The 21,097-nt window shown below is 36.5% G+C and carries 20 protein-coding genes; 16 read left to right on the top strand and 4 right to left on the bottom strand.

The window, feature by feature from the left end; all coding sequences use genetic code 11:
* Positions 1-15 precede the first annotated feature (15 nt).
* From QYS48_RS07250 to QYS48_RS07215, 8 genes are all read left to right on the top strand, one after another.
* A complete protein-coding gene (locus QYS48_RS07250) occupies positions 16-906 on the top strand; it encodes a hypothetical protein (protein ID WP_308358170.1) in 891 nt (296 codons plus the stop codon).
* A 238-nt stretch (positions 907-1,144) separates the two neighbouring features.
* Positions 1,145-2,047 carry a hypothetical protein gene (locus tag QYS48_RS07245; RefSeq protein WP_308358169.1) on the top strand — a complete coding sequence of 301 codons (903 nt, stop codon included), beginning with the start codon at positions 1,145-1,147 and terminating at the stop codon, positions 2,045-2,047.
* Between the two features lie 718 nt (positions 2,048-2,765).
* Positions 2,766-3,512, top strand: coding sequence for a hypothetical protein (locus QYS48_RS07240; protein ID WP_308358168.1), 747 nt, complete (start codon positions 2,766-2,768; stop codon positions 3,510-3,512).
* A gap of 398 nt (positions 3,513-3,910) precedes the next feature.
* Entirely contained in the window at positions 3,911-4,093 is a 183-nt protein-coding gene (locus tag QYS48_RS07235; protein WP_308358166.1) for a hypothetical protein, read from the top strand.
* A gap of 25 nt (positions 4,094-4,118) precedes the next feature.
* Positions 4,119-4,538: a hypothetical protein gene (locus QYS48_RS07230; protein ID WP_302102745.1), complete on the top strand. Its 420-nt coding sequence runs from the start codon at positions 4,119-4,121 to the stop codon at positions 4,536-4,538.
* A 331-nt stretch (positions 4,539-4,869) separates the two neighbouring features.
* On the top strand, positions 4,870-5,550 hold the full coding sequence (locus QYS48_RS07225; protein ID WP_302102746.1) for a hypothetical protein: 681 nt from the start codon (positions 4,870-4,872) through the stop codon (positions 5,548-5,550).
* 215 nt (positions 5,551-5,765) lie between these two features.
* The gene (locus QYS48_RS07220; protein WP_308358165.1) at positions 5,766-7,298 is read left to right on the top strand and encodes a hypothetical protein; all 1,533 of its coding nucleotides are present in this window, start codon (positions 5,766-5,768) and stop codon (positions 7,296-7,298) included.
* Positions 7,299-7,447: 149 nt separating this feature from the next.
* Entirely contained in the window at positions 7,448-7,888 is a 441-nt protein-coding gene (locus tag QYS48_RS07215; RefSeq protein WP_308358164.1) for a hypothetical protein, read from the top strand.
* Between the two features lie 200 nt (positions 7,889-8,088).
* Here the strand turns inward: QYS48_RS07215 and QYS48_RS07210 are convergent, their stop codons facing one another.
* Positions 8,089-8,577, bottom strand: coding sequence for a hypothetical protein (locus tag QYS48_RS07210; protein ID WP_308358163.1), 489 nt, complete (start codon positions 8,575-8,577; stop codon positions 8,089-8,091).
* Positions 8,578-8,583: 6 nt separating this feature from the next.
* Positions 8,584-9,777 (bottom strand): XRE family transcriptional regulator, encoded by a 1,194-nt coding sequence (locus QYS48_RS07205; protein ID WP_308358162.1) that lies wholly within the window; start codon positions 9,775-9,777, stop codon positions 8,584-8,586.
* A gap of 203 nt (positions 9,778-9,980) precedes the next feature.
* Here QYS48_RS07205 and QYS48_RS07200 point away from each other — a divergent pair, with 203 nt between their 5' ends.
* From QYS48_RS07200 to QYS48_RS07165, 8 genes are all read left to right on the top strand, one after another.
* A complete protein-coding gene (locus tag QYS48_RS07200) occupies positions 9,981-10,523 on the top strand; it encodes a hypothetical protein (RefSeq protein WP_308358161.1) in 543 nt (180 codons plus the stop codon).
* A 267-nt stretch (positions 10,524-10,790) separates the two neighbouring features.
* On the top strand, positions 10,791-11,189 hold the full coding sequence (locus QYS48_RS07195) for a hypothetical protein (RefSeq protein WP_308358160.1): 399 nt from the start codon (positions 10,791-10,793) through the stop codon (positions 11,187-11,189).
* A gap of 339 nt (positions 11,190-11,528) precedes the next feature.
* Complete coding sequence (locus tag QYS48_RS07190; protein ID WP_302104082.1) at positions 11,529-11,810, top strand: type II toxin-antitoxin system RelE/ParE family toxin; 282 nt, start codon at positions 11,529-11,531, stop codon at positions 11,808-11,810.
* Positions 11,811-11,819: 9 nt separating this feature from the next.
* Entirely contained in the window at positions 11,820-12,119 is a 300-nt protein-coding gene (locus QYS48_RS07185; protein WP_302102753.1) for a HigA family addiction module antitoxin, read from the top strand.
* A gap of 723 nt (positions 12,120-12,842) precedes the next feature.
* The gene (locus QYS48_RS07180) at positions 12,843-13,376 is read left to right on the top strand and encodes a TetR/AcrR family transcriptional regulator (protein ID WP_308358158.1); all 534 of its coding nucleotides are present in this window, start codon (positions 12,843-12,845) and stop codon (positions 13,374-13,376) included.
* A 78-nt stretch (positions 13,377-13,454) separates the two neighbouring features.
* Positions 13,455-13,805: a hypothetical protein gene (locus tag QYS48_RS07175; protein WP_308358157.1), complete on the top strand. Its 351-nt coding sequence runs from the start codon at positions 13,455-13,457 to the stop codon at positions 13,803-13,805.
* Positions 13,806-13,963: 158 nt separating this feature from the next.
* The gene (locus tag QYS48_RS07170) at positions 13,964-14,488 is read left to right on the top strand and encodes an N-acetyltransferase (protein WP_308358156.1); all 525 of its coding nucleotides are present in this window, start codon (positions 13,964-13,966) and stop codon (positions 14,486-14,488) included.
* A gap of 21 nt (positions 14,489-14,509) precedes the next feature.
* Complete coding sequence (locus tag QYS48_RS07165; RefSeq protein WP_302102756.1) at positions 14,510-14,965, top strand: GNAT family N-acetyltransferase; 456 nt, start codon at positions 14,510-14,512, stop codon at positions 14,963-14,965.
* 243 nt (positions 14,966-15,208) lie between these two features.
* Here the strand turns inward: QYS48_RS07165 and QYS48_RS07160 are convergent, their stop codons facing one another.
* Together QYS48_RS07160 and QYS48_RS07155 are read right to left on the bottom strand one after the other, a co-directional pair.
* Positions 15,209-15,622 (bottom strand): hypothetical protein, encoded by a 414-nt coding sequence (locus QYS48_RS07160; protein ID WP_308358155.1) that lies wholly within the window; start codon positions 15,620-15,622, stop codon positions 15,209-15,211.
* A gap of 13 nt (positions 15,623-15,635) precedes the next feature.
* Positions 15,636-20,993 carry an Ig-like domain-containing protein gene (locus QYS48_RS07155; RefSeq protein WP_308358154.1) on the bottom strand — a complete coding sequence of 1,786 codons (5,358 nt, stop codon included), beginning with the start codon at positions 20,991-20,993 and terminating at the stop codon, positions 15,636-15,638.
* Positions 20,994-21,097 lie beyond the last annotated feature (104 nt).

The following is a 21,097-nucleotide window of genomic DNA, read 5'->3' as shown; positions in this document are numbered from 1 at the left end:
GGCGGTAATTGAGCAATGCGGAATTTCATCAGAACTTTTATACTTTCCATTACACTAGGACTCGGTTTAACCGAAGTGAACGCCAGTCCACAAATGCCTGATTATTTAATTTTTGAAGGAGATACTATCGCATTTTATCGTTTGATTCTTGAAGAGTATTTTAACGCTCAAAATAGAGAGAATGAAGGCGATTTGTTTGGCCTTAAGTTTCGAGCAGGTTCATCAACGAGCTGTTGGAGAGGTTATCAGGCAATATATGAATTATCAAATGACAGCCTGTTTTTAAGACATATCACTTCTTGTCGTGAACTTCAAAGTGAATCTGGGATAGATGTAAATCAGTCCAACCTAAGAATTAAAAAAATCTTTGGTGATCAACTGATCAACGGCAAAGTTCATTTGAATTGGTTTACAGGTGATATAAGCTTACCCATTGGAGACCTGCTAAGATGGGATGGGGTATTTTACCACAGCTTTGAAGAAGAAAGGATAGTTTCAATTAATAACGGACGTGTAACCAACACAACACGAGTAATGAACTATATAGATGAACCAAACCGGTTAAACAGAAGGTATAACGACACTCTGTCAACGTTACTATTCAACGAACTTCAAAAAGCAAATTGGAGTAATGCTAACGAATTTGATTGTTCGGAGAAATACTTGATAACTATTGATAAGAACGGTGAAATTGCTGATGTCGTCATGGCGGAATATCAAACCAAGAAAGAAATAAAAGAATTTTGGGATATGCCCGAATATAACTATTGTATACGAACCATAAAATCCAGATTGGAACACCTCAAATTTGACATTCTAAAAAGAGCTGGCAAACCCATTGAGGAACAAGTTTATTTGGAGATTTGGGTAGAAGATAATGGCACTCTTGAGAACTGGACGAACTAAAAACATACCGCCAACAAATGCTAAAAATGAATATGCGAACTGAGCATTTTGAAAGATATTTATTAAATAGAAACTTAACCGAATCTAGCAAATGGGGCGCATACTCATTTTAGCTAGTCGTTACCAGCAATTCCCTATATAGCAAAGTCATTTTTGTTATACGCTAGTAAGAAAAAGAAAATAATAGATATTTAATATATTGTAAAACGTTACAGATTATTATAAAAACTAAAATCACATGGGATTGAAAAATAAGCCTAACCGTTGGATCGGGAAATTACTGTTTTTAATAATAATTCTATTTGGAGCAATAACGGTTTATTTCAGTACAGACAGCAGACTCACATCAACAATAACTTTAGGTGTTTTATTCATTGCCTTTGGTGTCGCAATAAATATTTATTCAAAAAATAGAATCTCAAAGTTTAAGTGGCCACTAATTTTATTGTCTTCTCTATCTGTGATTTGCTTGGTTATTTACAGAATAATTCTTCCTAGAGTTTGGGACAACTATTGGGAAATATCAGAAGTGTTTTTCCTTTTCGCAAGTGCAAATATCTTCTTGGCGGCTATTTTCATGATGCTACAGGTATTCTTGGATAGACAGTCAAGTTTTAGAGTGACTGCAGATTCTATTATAATTGTCATTCCTATATTTCTTTTATTTTGGCTAGAGTTAAATTTAGCCGAAGATTATATTCATCAAAGTAAGGTACAGGATATCGATAGGTTGGTGTATCACGTTGAAAATAATACTCATGCAATTAGCCAATTATTAGAAAAAAACTCAGAAGATGATCCATTTTATAAACTTTACTCCCTTATAAATCGAGCAAATAACGAGTTATTAGAAAAAAGTGGAGGCATGACAATTTTGGGGACGGCTGTAAATGCTACTGACATTAGATATGCGGATGAAGTAATTGTGAAGTCTGGCTTACTTTCTGATATAAGAATAAAAATTAAGCAACTTTCACAGTTGCCGAATATGGAAAAATATCGTGAGGAATTAAATACTCTAATCCGCTATAAAATAGATTCTGGTGCGAAAGGAAACTCAGTCACTGAAATGAGATTAAGACTTCGCTTAATAGAACAGAGTATTAAAATCATTGAACTTAAACAAAAAAAAAGCTGGTAACACTATATATGAAATCATAGCGCCCTGCGGGACGCTACGCTTCATATACTAAACGTTAGGTAGCACTGCCTTCCCACTCAATCATAATGACAACTATCATTCAATATTTTTATTTTAGGTTTTTTAAATTTTCAAAAGCTTTGAGCTTTGGAGCGAGTAAACCTCAGTATAGAGCTGCATTTTGGGCGAGCACCTCGACTCTTTCTTATATGTTCTGTATTTACATTTACATTTTGAATCAGACACCAGTAAAGACACCTTGGCTAGTATATACAATCCCTATTGCAGTTTACATCTTATTTCTAATGTTCTTTCTAAGCCCCAAGAGATATAGAAGTGCGTTAAAGAGATTTAATGAATCCTTCGTTATCAGTATTCTGGGAAATTGGATAACTGCGATTTATATTCTAACATCATACGCTTTGAGTTTAAAAGCATTAGTTGAAAATTAGAAACGCTACCTAACATAGTATCAAAACCCATTTGCTCACCACCTTGTAGCAAATTGAGTGCTAAAGAGCCCGTAATTTATGCTTACGTTTCATAGCTGGCAAGCAAGGATACTGCGTTGGTCAAGTAAGGCGCCTAATTATTCTAATCTTTTGCAATTAATGAAGTGTATCAGTTTGCGGAGATAGCATAAATTACTACTTTCAGTATTTCATAGCCTAGTGTAACAAACGGGTTTTATACAGGCGTTACCAGTCATAATCGCAATTTGAAAATTTTCCTTTCTATATCGCTCCTAACAATCCTAACACTCCAAACGAACGGACAGTCTAACACCGATTTCCTGAACAGAGCACTCAACTTCATCGAAGTAGATATTTCTGATGACAGATTCGATCGATTGGCAATTGGAGGACTTGGCAGACAACTTGATAACTTTGAAGAACATGATTTCTTCGGATTAACATCAGCCGATTCAACTTTTATCAGACTGATCTGGGAAAGAGGTTGGGAAAAAGATATTTTGATTAACATCTACGGATCTAAGAACAACTTTGTACTAGTTATTAAGACTGAGGAGAATAACACCCGAACGATTGAACACTTCAACATTGCCGAACTCACCAACAAAGAAACTCGGCTTCTGAAAAGATATTTGACATATGGTGACTTCAACCCCGAAATAGAGGCAATAATCTCTAAATCAGTCATAGCTGATTCTGTTAAATATCACTACAGTAGAGCCACAACAAATTTATCTGAGAACATAGTAGCTGAACTCATCGAACAATTGAACAAGTCCAATTTTTATGGACATGATCAAATAGATTTTAGCTCTGTTGCAGCTGATGGCTGGAACTGGTCTTTGGAAGTAGTGCAACCTGGTAAAGAGTTCTATATTGTCATGTCTGATAGCTATTCTGATCACCCGAACGATAACGATTTCTCTAAAGTATGTTTGAGAATTATCAACTTGGCAACTGAACTCGACCTAATTGAAAAAACGGACTGGTAACAGGCGCTAAGCCCAATCGGCTTACTTAGTTGTTTGCAAAGGGCATCTGGATCAGATACATTTGATATATTTGAAAGGCTAAGCCGACTGTGCTTAGCTAATCGTTGTATTTAATTCCTTTCTTAAGATTATTCTGCAAGGCAGTTGGCAGAAAGAGGGCATAAAAAGCGGATTGATTAGCCTTGAAAAGGCCTAAGTTTTGCGGGCGAGCCGTGGAAGCAGTGTGCTTCTAAACGGTTGAGACCGTTAAAAAACTTAGAATGAAGTTAGCCGATTCCAGCCATAAAGTCAAGGAATTCAGAGGCTAATGAAAAAGCAATCGTTTTTATCAGGGGTGGATTTAGGCTTTCTACCGGCATGACAACGGATACATAGTTTCTCCTATATACCATTTAGTCATGACTCCAACTGACATGGCAGATGATTGTGATGGTTTTAAGAAAGGAACTCCGTATTTTTCAATTACCCTAATTTCTACTACTTTAGGAGTAATTAAAAATATACTAAACACAACATCAGCTATCGAATCATTAATGAAAGGTCATCAAATTACTAAGATTCCCAATCAAAACGATCGATAGCCTGACGTTGTAGGTAATTACGCGAATGAGAACACAAAGCGAAAATGAACTAAATAAGCAAGAACGGACAGTTACGAAAAGTCTTGCTTTAGTGTTTATTCCGATTTTTATCATATTCATTTCTATTCTGTTGATTCGAAATAATTCACTTAGCTATCTGGAAAAGGAATACAATATAATTCGAGAAGAATCTTATTCAGGAAAAATTACAAGTTTGCTCTTGGAAAAAGACCATGGGCGGACTAGACCAATAATGATTGATAATGAATGGAAAAAAGAGATTCCATTTTACATTCACGAAGAATTAAATGTCGGAGATTCTTTATACAAAAAGGCTGAATCGGATTTTGAATATTATATTTTAAAAAATTCAGCTGACACAATAGAAAGGGACGTGAACAAGTTTTTACGAAAAAAATACTTTGACAAGCTAAATGAAGAATAAAAAACTACCTACAACAACACATAAAACCAATTTGCTCAGCACCCTGTAGCAAACTTAGCAGTAACCAGCCAGCAATTTATGCTTTCACTTTGTGGCAACTTCATCAACGGGCGGACCGAGCATTGTAGAGCTCAATAGCTTTTAATTTAATTCTGTCAAGTCAACATTTGCCATCATCGGGCGGACTTTATTTTACCGACCCACTTGACTGGCTGTATAAAGACATCACTTTAATCAACATTCTGCCTTGGTGGAAACCGCATAAATTGCTTAGTTTAGCTTTTCATAGCTTACGTAGGCAAACAGGTTTTATGTAGGCGTTAGAGAGAATATGCGGAATCTGATAATAATATTTATTTTAATATCTTTCAATGCATCTGCTTTTGGGCAATGTGAATATTCGAATCCCACCTCGGGACTGGGAATAGGCCTATTAGGATATAATACTGAAAGCGAAAGACCATTCATTTTTGAGGCTTTTAATGACCGAAACCTATCTGACCAATTCTGCTCATGGGATATTTATGATTATGAAACTCCATCTCCATTTTGTGCCAAATTTCATAAACCAGATTATGGTATTGTCCAAGTTGTAGTTTTAGATTCCGTTGAAGAGGCCTATAAAGTTTTGGTTAATGAAAAGGATATCAAATATGTTCCGAAAAGCCCAAATTATATATTCTGGACTTGGGAGGAGTACTTAAAAAAATCCCACGGAATAAGGCGTAGGATTGAAAACAATGACTTTAAGAACCAGCCCATAAAGGAAAAACCAAATGACTTGTCTGAAACGGTTCAGATTCCCGATGACAAGCATGAATTATTCTGTGTGCTAGAAGTTAAAGGAGACTGGATTAAAGTTAAATATGATTGCTTCTATAATTCACCTAAGAATCCAAATGAGGGAATGCCTTGTTCAGCATATATTACCGATTGTCCTTCCTCTGCGACAGGATGGTTAAGATGGAGAATCGGGAATAGGATAACTGTGGACATTTTTTTAATGGCATAGAATAAAATCTCTCTAACATTTGCTAAAAATGCATTTGCTTACTGCTTCTAGCAAAGTGAAGAGGTAAATCGCCACAAAGCCAAACAACTTTTTCATTTAGATTTATGTCAAGCATTCAGCATGGTTCTCTACTTTTTTATTTTAATAATTGTGGTTATGTTTTGGCTTCGCTACTTTAGTATTTCATCAGCGAAGTTTAGCAAACGCATTTTAGCTTGGCGTTAGGCACAATTGAAATGGACTTACCTAATAAACTACTTACAGGCGATGAATTAGATGCTTTTTTAGAAAGTGCTCAGACCTATTCGTTAGATTCCATAAAAAATCATTTTGCCAAATATGAACCAACATCTTTAAAGAAAAATTGGTTTTTACTACTCAGGTGTGTTGATGAATTTATCAATCTTTCATGGGAAATTGAAGACTGCGACTTACGTAATGATTTTATGGGGTTATCGTTTAATCTCATGGATAGTTCAAACATGATAAATTTCATGAACGTATTGAAAAAAATTGAAAGTCTATTTGGTCGAGATGTTTCAAAGAGACTTCAACAATTTGCTCAAATGAATTATGCTAGTACCATGGCCTATGAAAGCCATGGATTAAATCAACTACTTCCATTTGACTTTTCCACTGTCGAAACCGCCCTTATTTATTATCAGTCAAGAAGGAAATATTATGTAACAATCCTTGACCTAATTGATGAATGGGCAATTGGTAATTTCAGTTTTGAATTCATTGACACATTAAATCAAACTCAATATACTATTGACTCATGCTTGCAGAACATTACTACAAATTACTACAGCATTTTATTGAATCATTCATTATCAAATTATTCAATTGACTTTCGACAATCAATTCCAAAACCAAGTCATTCACATTATAACTTAGAATCATTTCTTCTAGAACCACAGGTTCTTACCATGCTTGACCAAATTGAGTTTCGTAACAATCAGACAAATGATATAGATCTAATACCGTTACCTACTGATAGAATATTTACCTATTCGGAAGTTCAAAACAACATCAAGTTAATCGAAGCGACTTTTAACAAATATTCAGTAAAGAAGGATATTACTTTTATTGAGCTTAGTTTTCTAGTTGGTCAGTTAAAAGAGTTTTGCACTGATGACTACTTCATAAGAATACCAATTAGACTTTTTGAAGAGAAAATTGAACCATACATTAAAGCATTAAAATTATTTAGTTCAAAAACTGACTATTTCCATTCGTCAAACTTTGTTTCACTATTTCAAAAAGACAACAGTGAATTAATAACCACTGTGGTTTTATTTAATCGCTTCATAACAAATATTATTTTAAACCGTCTTTCTAAAAACAAGTCTTTTCAAATTAACTCGGGATTTGTTTTCGAAGACAAGGTCTCCTCAGTACTTGAAAATAATGGCTATCAACTAACAGATATCAAAAGAATTAATAGAAAAGAATTTGACATCATTACAATTAAGGATAATCACATCCACAATTTTCAATGCAAGAACAATTTCATTGATATAAGTAGAATCCAAGATGACCCTAAAAGAATGGCCAAGTTAAATCATAGACTTATTAGATACTATAAAAAAGCTTACATTAAGGAAGTTGGCAGAGAGCATTTAATAAAACAGAAACTAGGCATAAACGACATCACTCATTATGTAGTTTCAAGGTATCCAGTAATTACTGAGATCGATTATATTATCAACTTTAATGAGTTAAAAGAAAAAACAAAAAGTGCCTAACAATACCAAATCAAGCATTGAAAGAAATAGAAGAATATATCACCAATAATCCTTTTACTTTTATAAATATTTTAATAGCTCTATTGTCTCTTGTGACACTTTATTTCAACTTTAGAATACTAAAGAGAACATATCTAATTAATCGAGGTGTGAATCGAAGAAATTCACTTGAATTCAAGCATATTGAGACCAAGCAACTTAAGGACTCTTATGTAGTTAAATTGGTTGTTTTCAATCCTAGTTCTCAAGTCCAAATTCTTCAGAGCCTTGAAGTTTATAAAAAAACTCCTTTAAAGAACTTCTTCCTACAATTGATTGGGAAAACACATAACTGGCAACCTATCCGAACAATTTGGTGGCCAACAGAGGACGAAGATCAACTAGAAATCAGATATTTTTCTGACGAATTTAGAAATCTTTATGTCGAAGGCATTAAAGTTCTCATGGTATCAATCGAAGGGTTTATAGACCGAACACAGTATAAATTCCACTTGAAAGTTAGTCATGATGAACAAGTACTAATCACAACTATTAATGGATCCAATACTCAATTCTCCCATTCGTTTCATAGAACCTATTACGAAAAATAAAATGCCTAACATTCTGTATAAATCATGGCTATTCAGTGCGTAACGCAACTGTGGCTCTTTGTAGAAAGCTCGGCAATCCACAGGATTGCCTTATTGGTTAACTTAATTTAATAAGCCAATCCTGCGTATTGCCTCGGTAGTTAATTGAAATTTTTATACTTTTAATCAGCCACGAATTTATACAGTGGCGTTATCAGCAATTACTGCTTCTTCGGATCGATATATCCTAATTCAATATTCTTCTCGTTGAACTGATTATAAATATCAAAGGAATTAGCACCAGATTTTATCCAGTCTTTCACGATTTCTAACGCGACCACTAAGTCTGAAGAAATATATGCTTGTCTACCATCGCTCCCTCTATATCCATCGGGTCCTTTTGCTTTTCCTCGATTTAGGAATATATTTTTCTGCTCATAGACCAATTCTCTCGCTTTTTCATTTTCTTTCCCTTTTGGCAAATACTCCATCAACAAACGTCTTATACTATAATATAGCCTATATGACTCGTCAGGATTTTGAAGGTCTTTAGCGAATTTCTCTTCAACCCCATCGAGAAACGAAAAATCTCTGGTATGCATTCCCAATTGCATTTCCTTCCCAGCATCTGCATTGCGCAGAATTTTGTTTATCTCTTCCTTTTTCTTTAGTTTTTTAGCCTTTTCCTCTTCTTCTTTTTTCTTACTCATTTCAAATTATTTTGCCGTTAATACCTCTTTAATTCTTTTTGCATGTTCAACTATTGAATCCTCATCCCAACTACTTAATTTTAAATTCTTGACCGCTTGATCAGACTTTGTGATATAACTCCTGAATTTTGGATAATAGTTTTCATTCTCATGCAAGTACATCCCATAGATTATAGATTCATGAATTTTCCATCTTTGAGCATATTCTTTAACAACACCTTCAGAAAAAATGAACGGTTGGACAATTGCTAACTTTTCTGGTGTTAAAAGATAGTCTCTTGCAAACTGATCTGCTTCTTCCTCAATCAGAAAAATATCGGGTTCACCTGTAAGGTGATAAGTTGTGGTTTCAATTGTTTCAAGATCAAACAGAACATGACATAATTCATGGAGCAGTGTAAACCAGAGAGTATCGTATCGCTTATTAAAATCTGTCAACACTATACAGGGTTTACCATTCACAATAAAAGTACCGCCCCGAATTTGAGTCTTAGTAAGATAGGATTGAATAATTACTGTAATCCCTATATTAAATAAGGCCTTAACTACAGTTGTCAAGCCTCTTTCGACTTGACGGGTATAAGGTCTCATTTTCGATATCAATTCCAGTAGTGAGTCTCTATCATACTCGTTTGGGTTTTCAACTTTCTGAAATTGGAGATAAGCCGATTTTACCCAAAATTCCATCATTTTGTCATGAGTGCTCTTTTTAGTCCGACTAAATAAAGCTCCACTGATTTCAGAGTCATACTCATATATATTATCGAGACCAAAAAATTCTAAAATCCTCTGTTCAATCTCACCAAAATCGATAAGACTTTTGATAAAGCCAGATTTTTTTAATCCCTCCAAATCAAAGTGCTTTACTATATAGGCTGACTTTCTACTTGCTTCAAGCTCATTTACACTATCTGATGGAATTCCACTTACATAGAGCTTTATTACTTCATTTAATTCCAGTCCAAGGAATTGATTAATCTTTAACAGAGTTAAAACATCAACTTTTTGAGCCTCTCCTTCAAGAATCCTCTGAAGTGATTTGCGTTGAACCCCGATTATCTGACTTAATTGCCTCTGGGAAACTCCGTGTTTTTTACATTGCTCCTCCAGGAGTTCAACTAATGTTGCAGTTCTCTTAGACGCGAGGTAATCATAGATTTCGGTTAAAGATTGATTTGATTTATCGTCTTCTAAACTCATTGGCGTAATTTTACGCCACTAATATACGATAATTATAACCTCAAACCAAGTGTCGGGGAAAAAAAGCTGATAACATTCTGTATAAATCATGGCTATTCGTAGGCTATTATTCTTTTAGTTCTTCGTAGATTGCCTCGGTAGTTCACTGAAAATTTTATACTTTTAATCAGCCACGAATACATACAGTGGCGTTGTGGGTAATTATGCAGAAGTCAAAAGCCAAGTTTGGACCAACATTGCTGAAGTTTTTCTTAGTCTTACTAGGAACAGGATTCGCAACATTCTGCGTGTTGATTCTTAACACCTTGATCGCAGACTTTGAATTCATCGGGTTAACTGCTTTTCTGATATTTTCATTATTCGCATTCATGGGACTCTATTTCGGAACATCTTCCCTAAGAACTGTCATTATTGATCCCGAACACAAGCTCATTAACATTGTCTATTTAGGTTTTTGGCGAACAACACTAACTGCGTCTGATATCAAAGGCTTTAACACCTACCCTTTCACTAACAACATCGGAACATATCAGGGAGTATTAGTCGAACTTCAAAACGGTAAGCAGTTTCAACTAAGCGAATTCGATATTAAGAATTTCTCTGACATTAAGAATGCTATTGCCCAATTCATTGAGCAGAACAACCAACTCAAACTCAACATGTGGACGAACCTGAACAAGTCTGCATTTATCTACATGGGGCTTTTCATAATTCTTATGCTAACTGGCCAACTTTTAGGCTGGTAAAAACTACCCACAACAAGTGGTAAAAATGCATGTGGCTGCAGCCTATCTGCCACTTTCAGTATAACTGAACCGCGATTTCTTGCTTTTGGAGAGGTCAGTGCTTTCTACTTTTCTCTCTGCCACTCAGAAAAATGCTTGTGGAATGTGCTGTATCTGAACCGTTGTGAGCCTGAACCAGAATCGCTACTTTAGTGCCATTAACAAAGCTCGGACCACACAGCATTTTACCTGAGCGTTGAGGGCAATTGTGACAATTTGGACCATATTATGAACTATCCGGCTTTATCTATTTTCCTTAATTTTGGGATAATTCTAACATTTGCATTCCTACTTCTTCGTTACAGCAACACTAAATATATTGCCTTTCTAGTAGTTTCACTTGGACTAGCATACTATGGTTTCAATGAACGAATGAATCCTGAACTTCAGCAAGCAAGAGGTCATGCAAGCACTTACTTTTACCTACCTTTTCTAATGTTGCTGTATTGGCAAATATTTCGAGCCCTTTATAAAGGCTTTTACCGACAGGAACCGACAATTACATGGCCAGGAGCTTCAACTAAAAGCATGGATATTTTAAACGAACGCAAGATAACTTATGGTGACGGATTTTTTACAATCGGGATTTTTATAGCTCCTTTTCTAACTATAATACTATTGAGCTAATCTATAAACTGTCCTCAACAACGTATAAAACCCATTTGCTCACCACCCTGTAGCCAAATGTCTGCTCAATCGCTTGCAATTTATGCTTGCTTTTCATAGCCATCCACCAAGGATATTGCTTTTAGCATTTATGGCATCTAATTAATCTAATATTTTACAATTAATGAAGTGTATCAGTTTGCGGAGATAGCATAAATTACTACTTTCAGTATTTCATAGACCAGTTTAACAAACGGGTTTTATACAGGCGTTATGCAGCATTGGAATCTCTTCCTCATTAACATTTCCTAATACAAAACTAATTAGTTATCTTTGACGTTAGTAACGCAAGGAGTAATTATGATAAAATCTTTTGGCAGTAAAGAAACAGAGAAGATATGGAACGGTGAAAGATCCAAAAAGCTTCCAAACGAAATCCAAAATATTGCCAGAAGAAAATTAAGAATGATTAACAACTCTCAAGATTTACAAGACCTGAGAATTCCGCCTTCGAATCGGCTGGAAAAATTAGGTGGAAACTTAAAAGAATTCTACAGTATTAGAGTTAATAAGCAATGGAGAATAATCTTCAAATGGGAAAATGGAAATTGCTTTGAAATTGAAATAACTGATTATCATTAATTTGAGATTATGGAAAAATTAGACAACATACACCCGGGTGAAGTTCTCAATGAGGAATTCTTGATACCAATGGAAATTTCGGCATATAGACTAGCTAAGGATACTTTTATACCTCAAACCAGAATTAGTAAAATTATAAAAGGACGCAGAAAGATCACTGCTGATACTGCTTTAAGATTAGCAAAATACTTCGGCACATCTGCCAAATTTTGGCTTGGTTTGCAAGACGATTTTGATATTGAAGAAGAGCGTAAAGACAAGCAGGACGAACTTAATAACATTCGACCAGCTAATATTAACGCTGCATAATCGAGTAGACGGCCGTGAGCTATAAGCCCACGGTGCGCCTCTCACACCACTGTACGTACGGGTCTCGTATACAGCGGTTCGTCAAGCATAATATAGTCGCTCTTTACACCAACTATACCTCGATTCTACTTTTGGGATAGGGCTAGCAAAGCCTCCCTATCGGATTTTCGAATCACCTGACGTTCCGTCCTTCATCATTTTGTGAGACCTCCGTAGCGCTTACGGCTCGTTACCCATGACTACTATGACTTCTGCTGACTTCTTGGCTCATAGAAACCGAATCTATTCCAAGACCTCCCCAGGTAAGGACATATTCCTTCCTCCGATTCCTGATACATCTACACAATAAAGATTGTTGGTCAAGGGCTTTACAAAGATGTGCTTGCTCACCCTCCCTATCGTGCCTCTGTATGTACTTCCTGTTCGTCAGTACCGGATTTTGTAGTCCCGCTTTCTTCACTGCATTCCTCACGAAAAACCAGCTTACGGCTTACTAACAGACTTCACCAACTCGCCTGCAAGGGACTTGCACCCTCTGGAATAATATGGTATCTTCGATACCAGATGCCCATACTGGGCACACACATCCTGTCATAAATCATGGCAGTTAGTAGGTAAATGTGACTTTATCTCTTTGTGGATTGCCTCGGTAGTTAACGCAAATTTTTATACTTTTAATCAGCCACGAATTTATACAGTGGCGATAGCGGTAATTAAATCGAAATGAAAGAAATAGAAAAATCCTGGATAGAAAAAGGCTATCGGTTTTTCGCCTACGAAGGACCTAGAGGACTTAAAGTAGAACGACTATCTAAAGAAGTTGGCAAGCATAAATCTTCCTTTTATCATTTATTTGCGGATTTAGAAATCTTTTTGGAAAGAGTACTGACTTTTCACTTACACCAAGCCAAAATTGTTGCTGCTAAGGAATCAAACTCTAAAAATGAAAAAGAACTAATAAAAGTTATTCTTGAACATAAACTTGACCTATTATTTAATCGACAATTAAGAATTCATAGAGAAAACCCAGATTTTGAAAATTGCTTCAATCTAACCAATCAGATTTCAATTCCTGCGATTCTTCCTATTTGGAAAAGAGTAATAGGCTTGTCAGAAAACAATTCATTAGCACAAATGGTGCTAATGCTCAGTTTAGAAATCTTTTATCTTCAAATTACAGATGAAACTCTGAATGAATCTTGGCTTGAGGAATACTTCGCAAGTATTCGTAATATGGTTTTACAGCTCAAACAATAAGATAGAAAAATCCCATTGGACGGTAGCGTCTAAAATTTAACCATTAAGCTCTTTATTTTTACCGAAACAATAATCGTAATGGAAGTATGTAAAAAGCAGAAATTCTTAAAAGGACTTTTAATAATCCAGACACTTGGACTATTAATATATACAGTTATCGCAATTCAGAATGATGGTGGAAATTTTTTAGCAAGAGCTATAGAATTTGCTACTTCCTTGACGTGGATGGGGCAATTTGCATTGGATTTTCAATGCTATTTGATACTTTCAGCATTATGGGTAGCTTGGAGAAACAATTTTTCAATTAATTCAATTGTAATTGCGATAGTAGCAATGATTCTAGGGATTATTATATTCGCACCGTATTTACTCTTTTTATTATCTAAAGAAAAGGGAGATTTGAAAAGAGTCTTAATTGGAAATAGATAAAAACTAACTCCAACTACGTATATAAAAAATAGCAGTTTAGGTGTTTACCTGAACCGCTTTTGTATTTAATTAATTATCTTATAGTCCAAAAGCTTAGTGTACATGAATCCGCTACTTTTCATATACAAGAACGTAGTGCGTATAAGATGACATTGGAAATGATAATAAGACAAGAAACAAAATATGATCATAAGGAAGTCTTTAGCGTAATTGAAAGTGCTTTTAAAGATGCTGAATTCGCAGACCACACTGAACAGTTTTTGGTCGAAAGATTAAGAAAATCAGACGCTTTCATTCCTGAACTATCAATGGTGGCGGAAATTAACGGACAAATAGTTGGCCATATTCTATTGACAAAACTTAAAATCAAGAACGATTCTAATGAATTTGATTCATTGGCGTTGGCACCTGTTTCTGTCTTACCTGAATTTCAAGGAAAAGGAATTGGTGGAAAACTAATACTGGAATCACACAAAAAAGCAAAAGAATTAGGGTATAAATCAATCGTTCTTTTAGGACATGAAAAATACTACCCAAGATTCGGTTATAAACAAGCGGATATATACGGAATACAATTGCCATTTGAAGTTCCGAAAGAGAATTGTATGGTAATTGAATTGGTTAAAAACGGACTGAAAGGAGTATATGGAAGGGTTGAATATCCTAAAGAATTTAACGAATAAAAAACCGATTAGATTCTCAATATGGAAAACATAAGATTGAGAAAAGCAACTAACAAAGAGAAGCTAATTGTAGTGGACATTGATTATAGGCTTGACAAGAACGAACACATCAAGCTGAACAGGGAAGAAAAAATCACCAAAGCAATATCACGTGACGAATGCTTTCTCATTTTATCAGATCATCAAGTGATTGGGTTCTTGATTTTTGATTACCGTTTTTTTGACCAAGGTTGGATAGAGTTGATAATCATAGATGAAAAATATAGAGGAAAAGGAATAGGTGGAAAAGTATTTGATTTGTTGTGTGAAAAATGTAGAACGGATAAGATATTTACTTCGACCAATAGTTCAAATACTCGAATGCAAAAAGCACTTACAAAAGCTAATTTTTCTTTTGCAGGTAAACTTAACGGATTAGATGATGGAGACCCAGAACTATTCTATTATAAAAAGCTTATTAAATCAAAAACTGATTGACATAAAAATAGCGCACAACAACTAAGCATTTGTTTCGTGTTTACAAGCCAAAATAGTGTATCCCTACTTCGTGAAACCTAATGATGAGCGTTGTACATTATAAGGCTAGGTCAAAAGGAGGTAGTTTAAAATTCTAAGGATATTACGTTAACTATATTCTCAAATCTTTAAACATTAAAAAAACAAAAAACCTCTGCCTATGGCTAGAGGTTTTTTGTTTACACACTTCTTCACTTCGTCTTACTACTCTATAACAAATTCAAAAGTGCCAAACTCTCCCCTTGCGTTCTGTTCCTGATAAATAATGGTGACTAAATAGGCTGAACCTGATTGAGAAACTGTGAACAGTCTGCCGTCCTGACGAATAAATTCATTTTCAGTCTCCACTGAGCTAAAGTCGAAGCTCCCACTGCCAGGCCACACTGGACTACCATTGGTGGTGGTATAGCTTTTATCGCTGATCGTTAGCGTAAAATCCTCGAAATCAGTAATCAATGTTCCATCTTTACGGACTTCATTGGCCGTCCAAGTGCCTTGAATGGCTTCCAATAATTCTTGCTGTGCTTCTTCTATAGGCGTTAATGGCTCCTCTGAATTACAGGCCATTAGCAATAGCCCTATAGCCAAAAAACTCAATCCTGTGTATATTAATTTCATTTTCATTTTCGTATTATTTTTTAATAAATCTTTTAGGTGCATTCCCGTTTATTTTGAGTTGATAAACACCAGTTGGAAGCTGTGAAACCTCTATTACAGATGACTTACCTTCTAACTTTTGTTCTAACAACTGCTTTCCGCTTAAGTCATAGATGCTTAATTGAGTTGCATCCTCTGAGTGTTGCACTTGCAAGCTATTTATTGCTGGATTTGGATAAAAAGACCACTCCGCTTGCCCTTCTTCAATATTTGCAGTTACTCCACCTACTGTGAAAGTTTCGCTTAGGCTACATCCGTTTTCATCAGTTACCGTTAGGCTATATTCGCCAATTTCTAGCTCCGTCAAACTTGCCGTTGCTGCCCCATTCGACCATGCATAGGTGTACTGGCCTGTCCCTCCCGTTACTGTTATGCTTATGCTTCCGTTTCCGAATATACTCGTGCTGTTCTCTACTTCTGCTGTAATCGCTAGCGCTTCAGGAGCAATCAGTTCCACCGAAACTATAGCGCTACATCCATTTGCATCCATAATAGTTACTTCATAGGTTCCTGCGCTCATATTTTGAAATAGATTTTCACTTTGTGAGCTGCCTCCCATTTCATAAGTAAAAGGTGCTTTTCCTCCACTAACCGTAAGTTCAAAACTACCATCTGATGCATCCGCACATGAAATAGGCTGTATGATTGAGGCTGATGCAGAGAAACTTTCGCATGCTGAAATCACTTTAAAACTCATGGTCGCTGAAGCTTCCATATAATTCTGATTGCCTGCCTGGCTTGCTACTACTTCTACAGTGCCAAGGTCTGTGAATGTAAGGGTGTTACCGCTTAGGGTAGCTGGGCCCGAACTTACCTCAAAGGTTACTTCCAAATTAGCATTTGAATTGGCTATTACTTCCACGCTCTGATCTTCAAGTAGCTGATCTTCTAATTGCTCAAAGGTAATCGTTTGTGCTGCTTTATTCACGATCAGCTCTTGCTGTACTGGTGCAGCCGCATTGAAGTCATTATTACCTTCTTGGGAGGCGGTAATGATGGTGCTCCCTGCCCCTACAATCGTTAGCATATTTCCATCTACAGTGGCTACCGAAGTATTTGAGCTTGCATAGGAAACTGTGAGATTGGAACTGCTTGTTGCCGTGAGCTCAAAAGCTGTATCTCCGAATGTTTTGGCTGCTAAGGCGTCAAATGTAATGGTTTGGTCTGTCTTTGCATTAACCGTGGTGAAATTCCAATCGCTCTTGTTTTGTAGCCCGATAAAAGATTCAGCATTGAATGAACTCCTTAAGCTTCCCGCTCCTTCTAGGACCACATAGTACTGAGTGCTGTTGTCAAAATCTGAAGCAGGATTAACCGTGATGATCCCGTTTAGGAAGGTGCCGGCTCCTTCTCCCATATCTAGGGCAGAAAGGTCGAAAGACGCAAAGGTGTTATCTGAAGCAAAGTCTTTGATGATCAACTGTACCGCACCATCCACGTACATATCCTCATCAAGATCTAAGGTAAGTGAAGCATCAATTGCTATGTCAGTTGCATCATCTAAAGGCAATAATGCTTCAATCAATGGTCTAGCATTGGCAGTAAAGTCAAGCTCCCCAACCCCTATGCCGGCAAAAGGATTTCCGGCCAAATCTTCATAAGCGCCTTCTGAAACTAAAATGTAATAAGCAGTAGATGGAACTAAATCAGTATTGAAATCCCAGGTAATTCTAAAATCTGCCGGTTGTCCGAGACGCGTATCATTTACTCCAGTTGGGATGGATTCTATCAATGTCCCATCAGCGAGATATAGTTCAATAGTTCCAGCCGCTTGTTGCACTGCTTCATTGAATACTATACCTCCTCCTCCACTTAATGGCGCAAATGTGCCTTCATCGGATGGTGAAGTAGAATTTACTACCGGAGGCGAAACATCATTATTACATGTAGTAGAAAAGCTGACCCCTGCATCTACATTCCCAGAAAAATTAGTTTCAAAATGAGTGACATCATCAACATTAATACATGTAAGGTTAGCATTACCTCTCGCATCAAATGAGCTAATATTAGAATTATTCCCATTTTTAACGGATAGTGAAGACAAGTTACAATTAGCTACATTTATCGTTCTTAAATTAACATTAGCTGAAAGGTCTAACTCGGTAATGGAGGTTCCATTAGCATCTACAATTTGAACATCTACCATATCGCTAATATCAAGCATTGTTAAATTGGTGTTCCCATTTATCAGGAAACGATCAAAAACATTAGTGCCTGTAAAATCTACCGTTGTAAGGTCATTTATATTAAGAAAAAGATTAGTAGAAATACTAGAGTTAGTAATACTAACATTTGTTAGTGCATTATAGCCCAACTCCACACTTGTAAGATTTATTGCACCGTCAAGTTCAAAGCTAGTTATTGCGCACTCACGTGCGTTTATCCTCTCTATTGTACTGCTAGAAGCGGACAAATTTAAGGCAGACAATGAAGCGTTTGCTCTCGCAAAGACCGTGATAAGATTAGCATGATTGGATAGGTCTAGAGTCGATAAATCATTATAATTCACATTTATATCCGTCAATAGCAGGTTATTGCTAAGGTCAAGGTTGCTTAAGTTATTATTGTTTACATACAATTCAGTTAAGTTGGGGAAAGCTTCGATACCCGTTAAATCATTAATCCCCAAATTTCCGGCAGAAATTTGCCCAGTAAACGCCTCTGCCTCAGACACCTGAATTTCTGTATCACCGTTAGTATTAATGGAATTATTTCCCACCAGATACGACTTAAAATTAGCATCAGGGATATTAACAATAGCAGGAGGATCAGCGGTGACGAAGTTATATACCGTACTCAAAGTCCAGCTATCCAGAAAATTACCTGCATCATCAGTAATGGAATTACTGAATCCAGTAAACTGAAGATAATGCATTGTACCTCCTTGCATTTCTGGAATACCTGCCAAGGTAATTGTATTGCCACTTACTGTCAGGTCGCTCGCGTCACCAACATTCCATTGTTTAACAACCGGATCTCCTCCACCAGACTGGCGCAACCTGAACCCACCGGATGGGCCTCTATTCACTGGCTCAGTCATAGTCAGGACAATAGTTCCCAAATTCACATCTACATTATTGGATGATTTCACCGGCACGGCTGAGTCGATTGTCGGTTTCGTAACATCTGGCGCGGCTGTAGTAAAAACCCAGTCTCCCTCTGGAGTGATAGCTATCTCATTACCTGCTGCGTTTTGAATATTAGCTAATCTTATATTGTAGGTTTTTGAGTTTTCGATTAGCGGAAGGGTAAATGTAAGTTCATTATCTACCGAGCTCACATTTGCATCATTCTCTCTGTAGAAATATGGAGTTTCTCCATCCAACAATAGAACGATAATTTCGCCTCCTTCCAATATAATATTCTGATCAAAAGTAACTGTAAATGTTTGGTTTAATGGAACATTATTAGTGGTAGTTGCCGGGGTTTTAGTTAGAATAGCAGGCGGGGGATTGTCTGAGGAGGTTGTGAAAGCCCAGCTAGTGGTATTATCTAAGTTTGTAATACCATTACCAGCTATATCTTTGATGGCATTATCATCAATTGAGATGTAACAAGCAGTACCTACGGGAAGGTTATCCCTATTAAATGAAATAGCGTTATTAGTGACAGATAAAAAGCCATTTGTTATAGATTGAGTACTGTAGGAAATAACAGTTATCTGTGTATCATCACTTTGCCTTTTTATTCTAATATAACCTGAATTCGTACTTGTAGGTGCCTGGATGTCCTCGTTAAAAGTTATCGTAAATAATTCATCTGCAGGCACGTCTAGTGCACCAGCTGATGGATTTCTACTAAATACAGTTGGTGGCGTAACGTCACCTCCTGCACCAGTTGTAAAAGTCCACTCACCAGCAGGTATATTTGGAATTCCATTACCGTCTGCATCAATATAAGTAGTAAGCGCACCTGTTAATCTCACTTGATAAGTAGTATTAGGGTCTAAAGCCGGTAAGTTATTGATGTGCATATCCAGTCCATCAAATTCTATATCTGGGTCGGATCCATCCATAACATAAAGCTTTATCCAGCTTCCATCTTTATCAATCCATACATTTCCACCCGTGCCATTCGGATCGAAAAATATTGGCTCTGAAAAGGTAACCGTAACGCTATTAATGGAGGTAGAAAGCCCCGTTGCATTGTTTTCAGGAGTTAAGTTAGTGACAGTAGGCGGTATGGTGGTGGTGAATTGATAGGTATTTAAAGTGAGTTCTGGTGTCGGGTTATCAGCTAAATCCTTTCCTACGCCTTCCGGAAGGTAAAGTGAATATGTAGTTCCGGGATTTAAAGTGGTTGAAGTTAATGAAAACCTTAGTTCTCCATTACCGATGTAGGGAGTTAAAGAGGCCACAAGGTTATTAGCCGCATCACGCAACTCTGCTTGTCCTGTGCCTACAGAAATTTGCTCATCATAGTCAATGCCAATAAAAGTTTGAGTTAATCTAATATTTTGCGCACCGTTTACTGGAATAAAATCAACTATTTCCGGAGGCCTTGTATCACCCACTCCTGTAGTGAAAGAATAGCTTTTATCTGTGATACCCGCATAATCATTATTACTATCATCTTTAATCACACCGGTAGGCATGTGTACATAATATTGCGTACTGCTAGTCAATGCCGTTAGAGGAACAGTGACGGTAGTTCTGGGTAGAGGACTAATATTTTGTGAAAAAGTAGCAGCGCCTATGGCTATGGATTCCATAACCACATTATCACTAAACCTTCTTAATTCAATATTACCAGTACCGGGAACCACTACCTCATCAAATGTTAAAGAAATTTGTGTAGTAGATGGTGAAACATTAGGATCAGAAGCAACAGGAATTTTTCTTGTTAAGCTAGGGTTGATATTGTCAGCTCCAGTGGAAAATGTAACGAGCGAGCCATCATTAGGACTCCACCCTCCTCTTATTCTTGTGTTCTCGTCATACACACCCACTACATTTGCGAAGTTAATGTTGTCAAATCCTGTAGCAATAAGCTCGTAAGTGGTAAACGGATCTAATTGACTTGCCAGGTTAGCAGTACTAAGGCCCAAAAAAGGTGTCATCGTTAAAGACCTAGTATCATTATCATAATTGAAAGTAGTGATATTAGTAGCATTATCTGATCTTCTCAAATAAACTTGATCCAAATTAGAGGGTAACAGAGATACTTGATAAGGCTGTTGCCATTGGAAATGAAAAGATCCAGGCTGAACACTAACATTGGTAGCATTATCAGCTGGAGTGGAGGAACTAGGAGCCTGCGCTGAAGCAAAATGTATTACAGAAATAAATAAGGCCGTAAGTAATAGTCTAAAATGTGTAAATAGTTTTCGCATAGTAGTAAGATTTAACATTTTGCTAAAGTCTTACTAAAATCGGCTCAATTCAATCGGTTATTTTCACAAACTTACTAGGTGAATTCCCGTAATTAGTATAATTA

This window comes from Marivirga arenosa (assembly GCF_030503895.2).
In the GTDB taxonomy this organism is placed as follows: domain Bacteria; phylum Bacteroidota; class Bacteroidia; order Cytophagales; family Cyclobacteriaceae; genus Marivirga; species Marivirga arenosa.
This window is presented reverse-complemented; position numbering and strand designations above follow the sequence as displayed.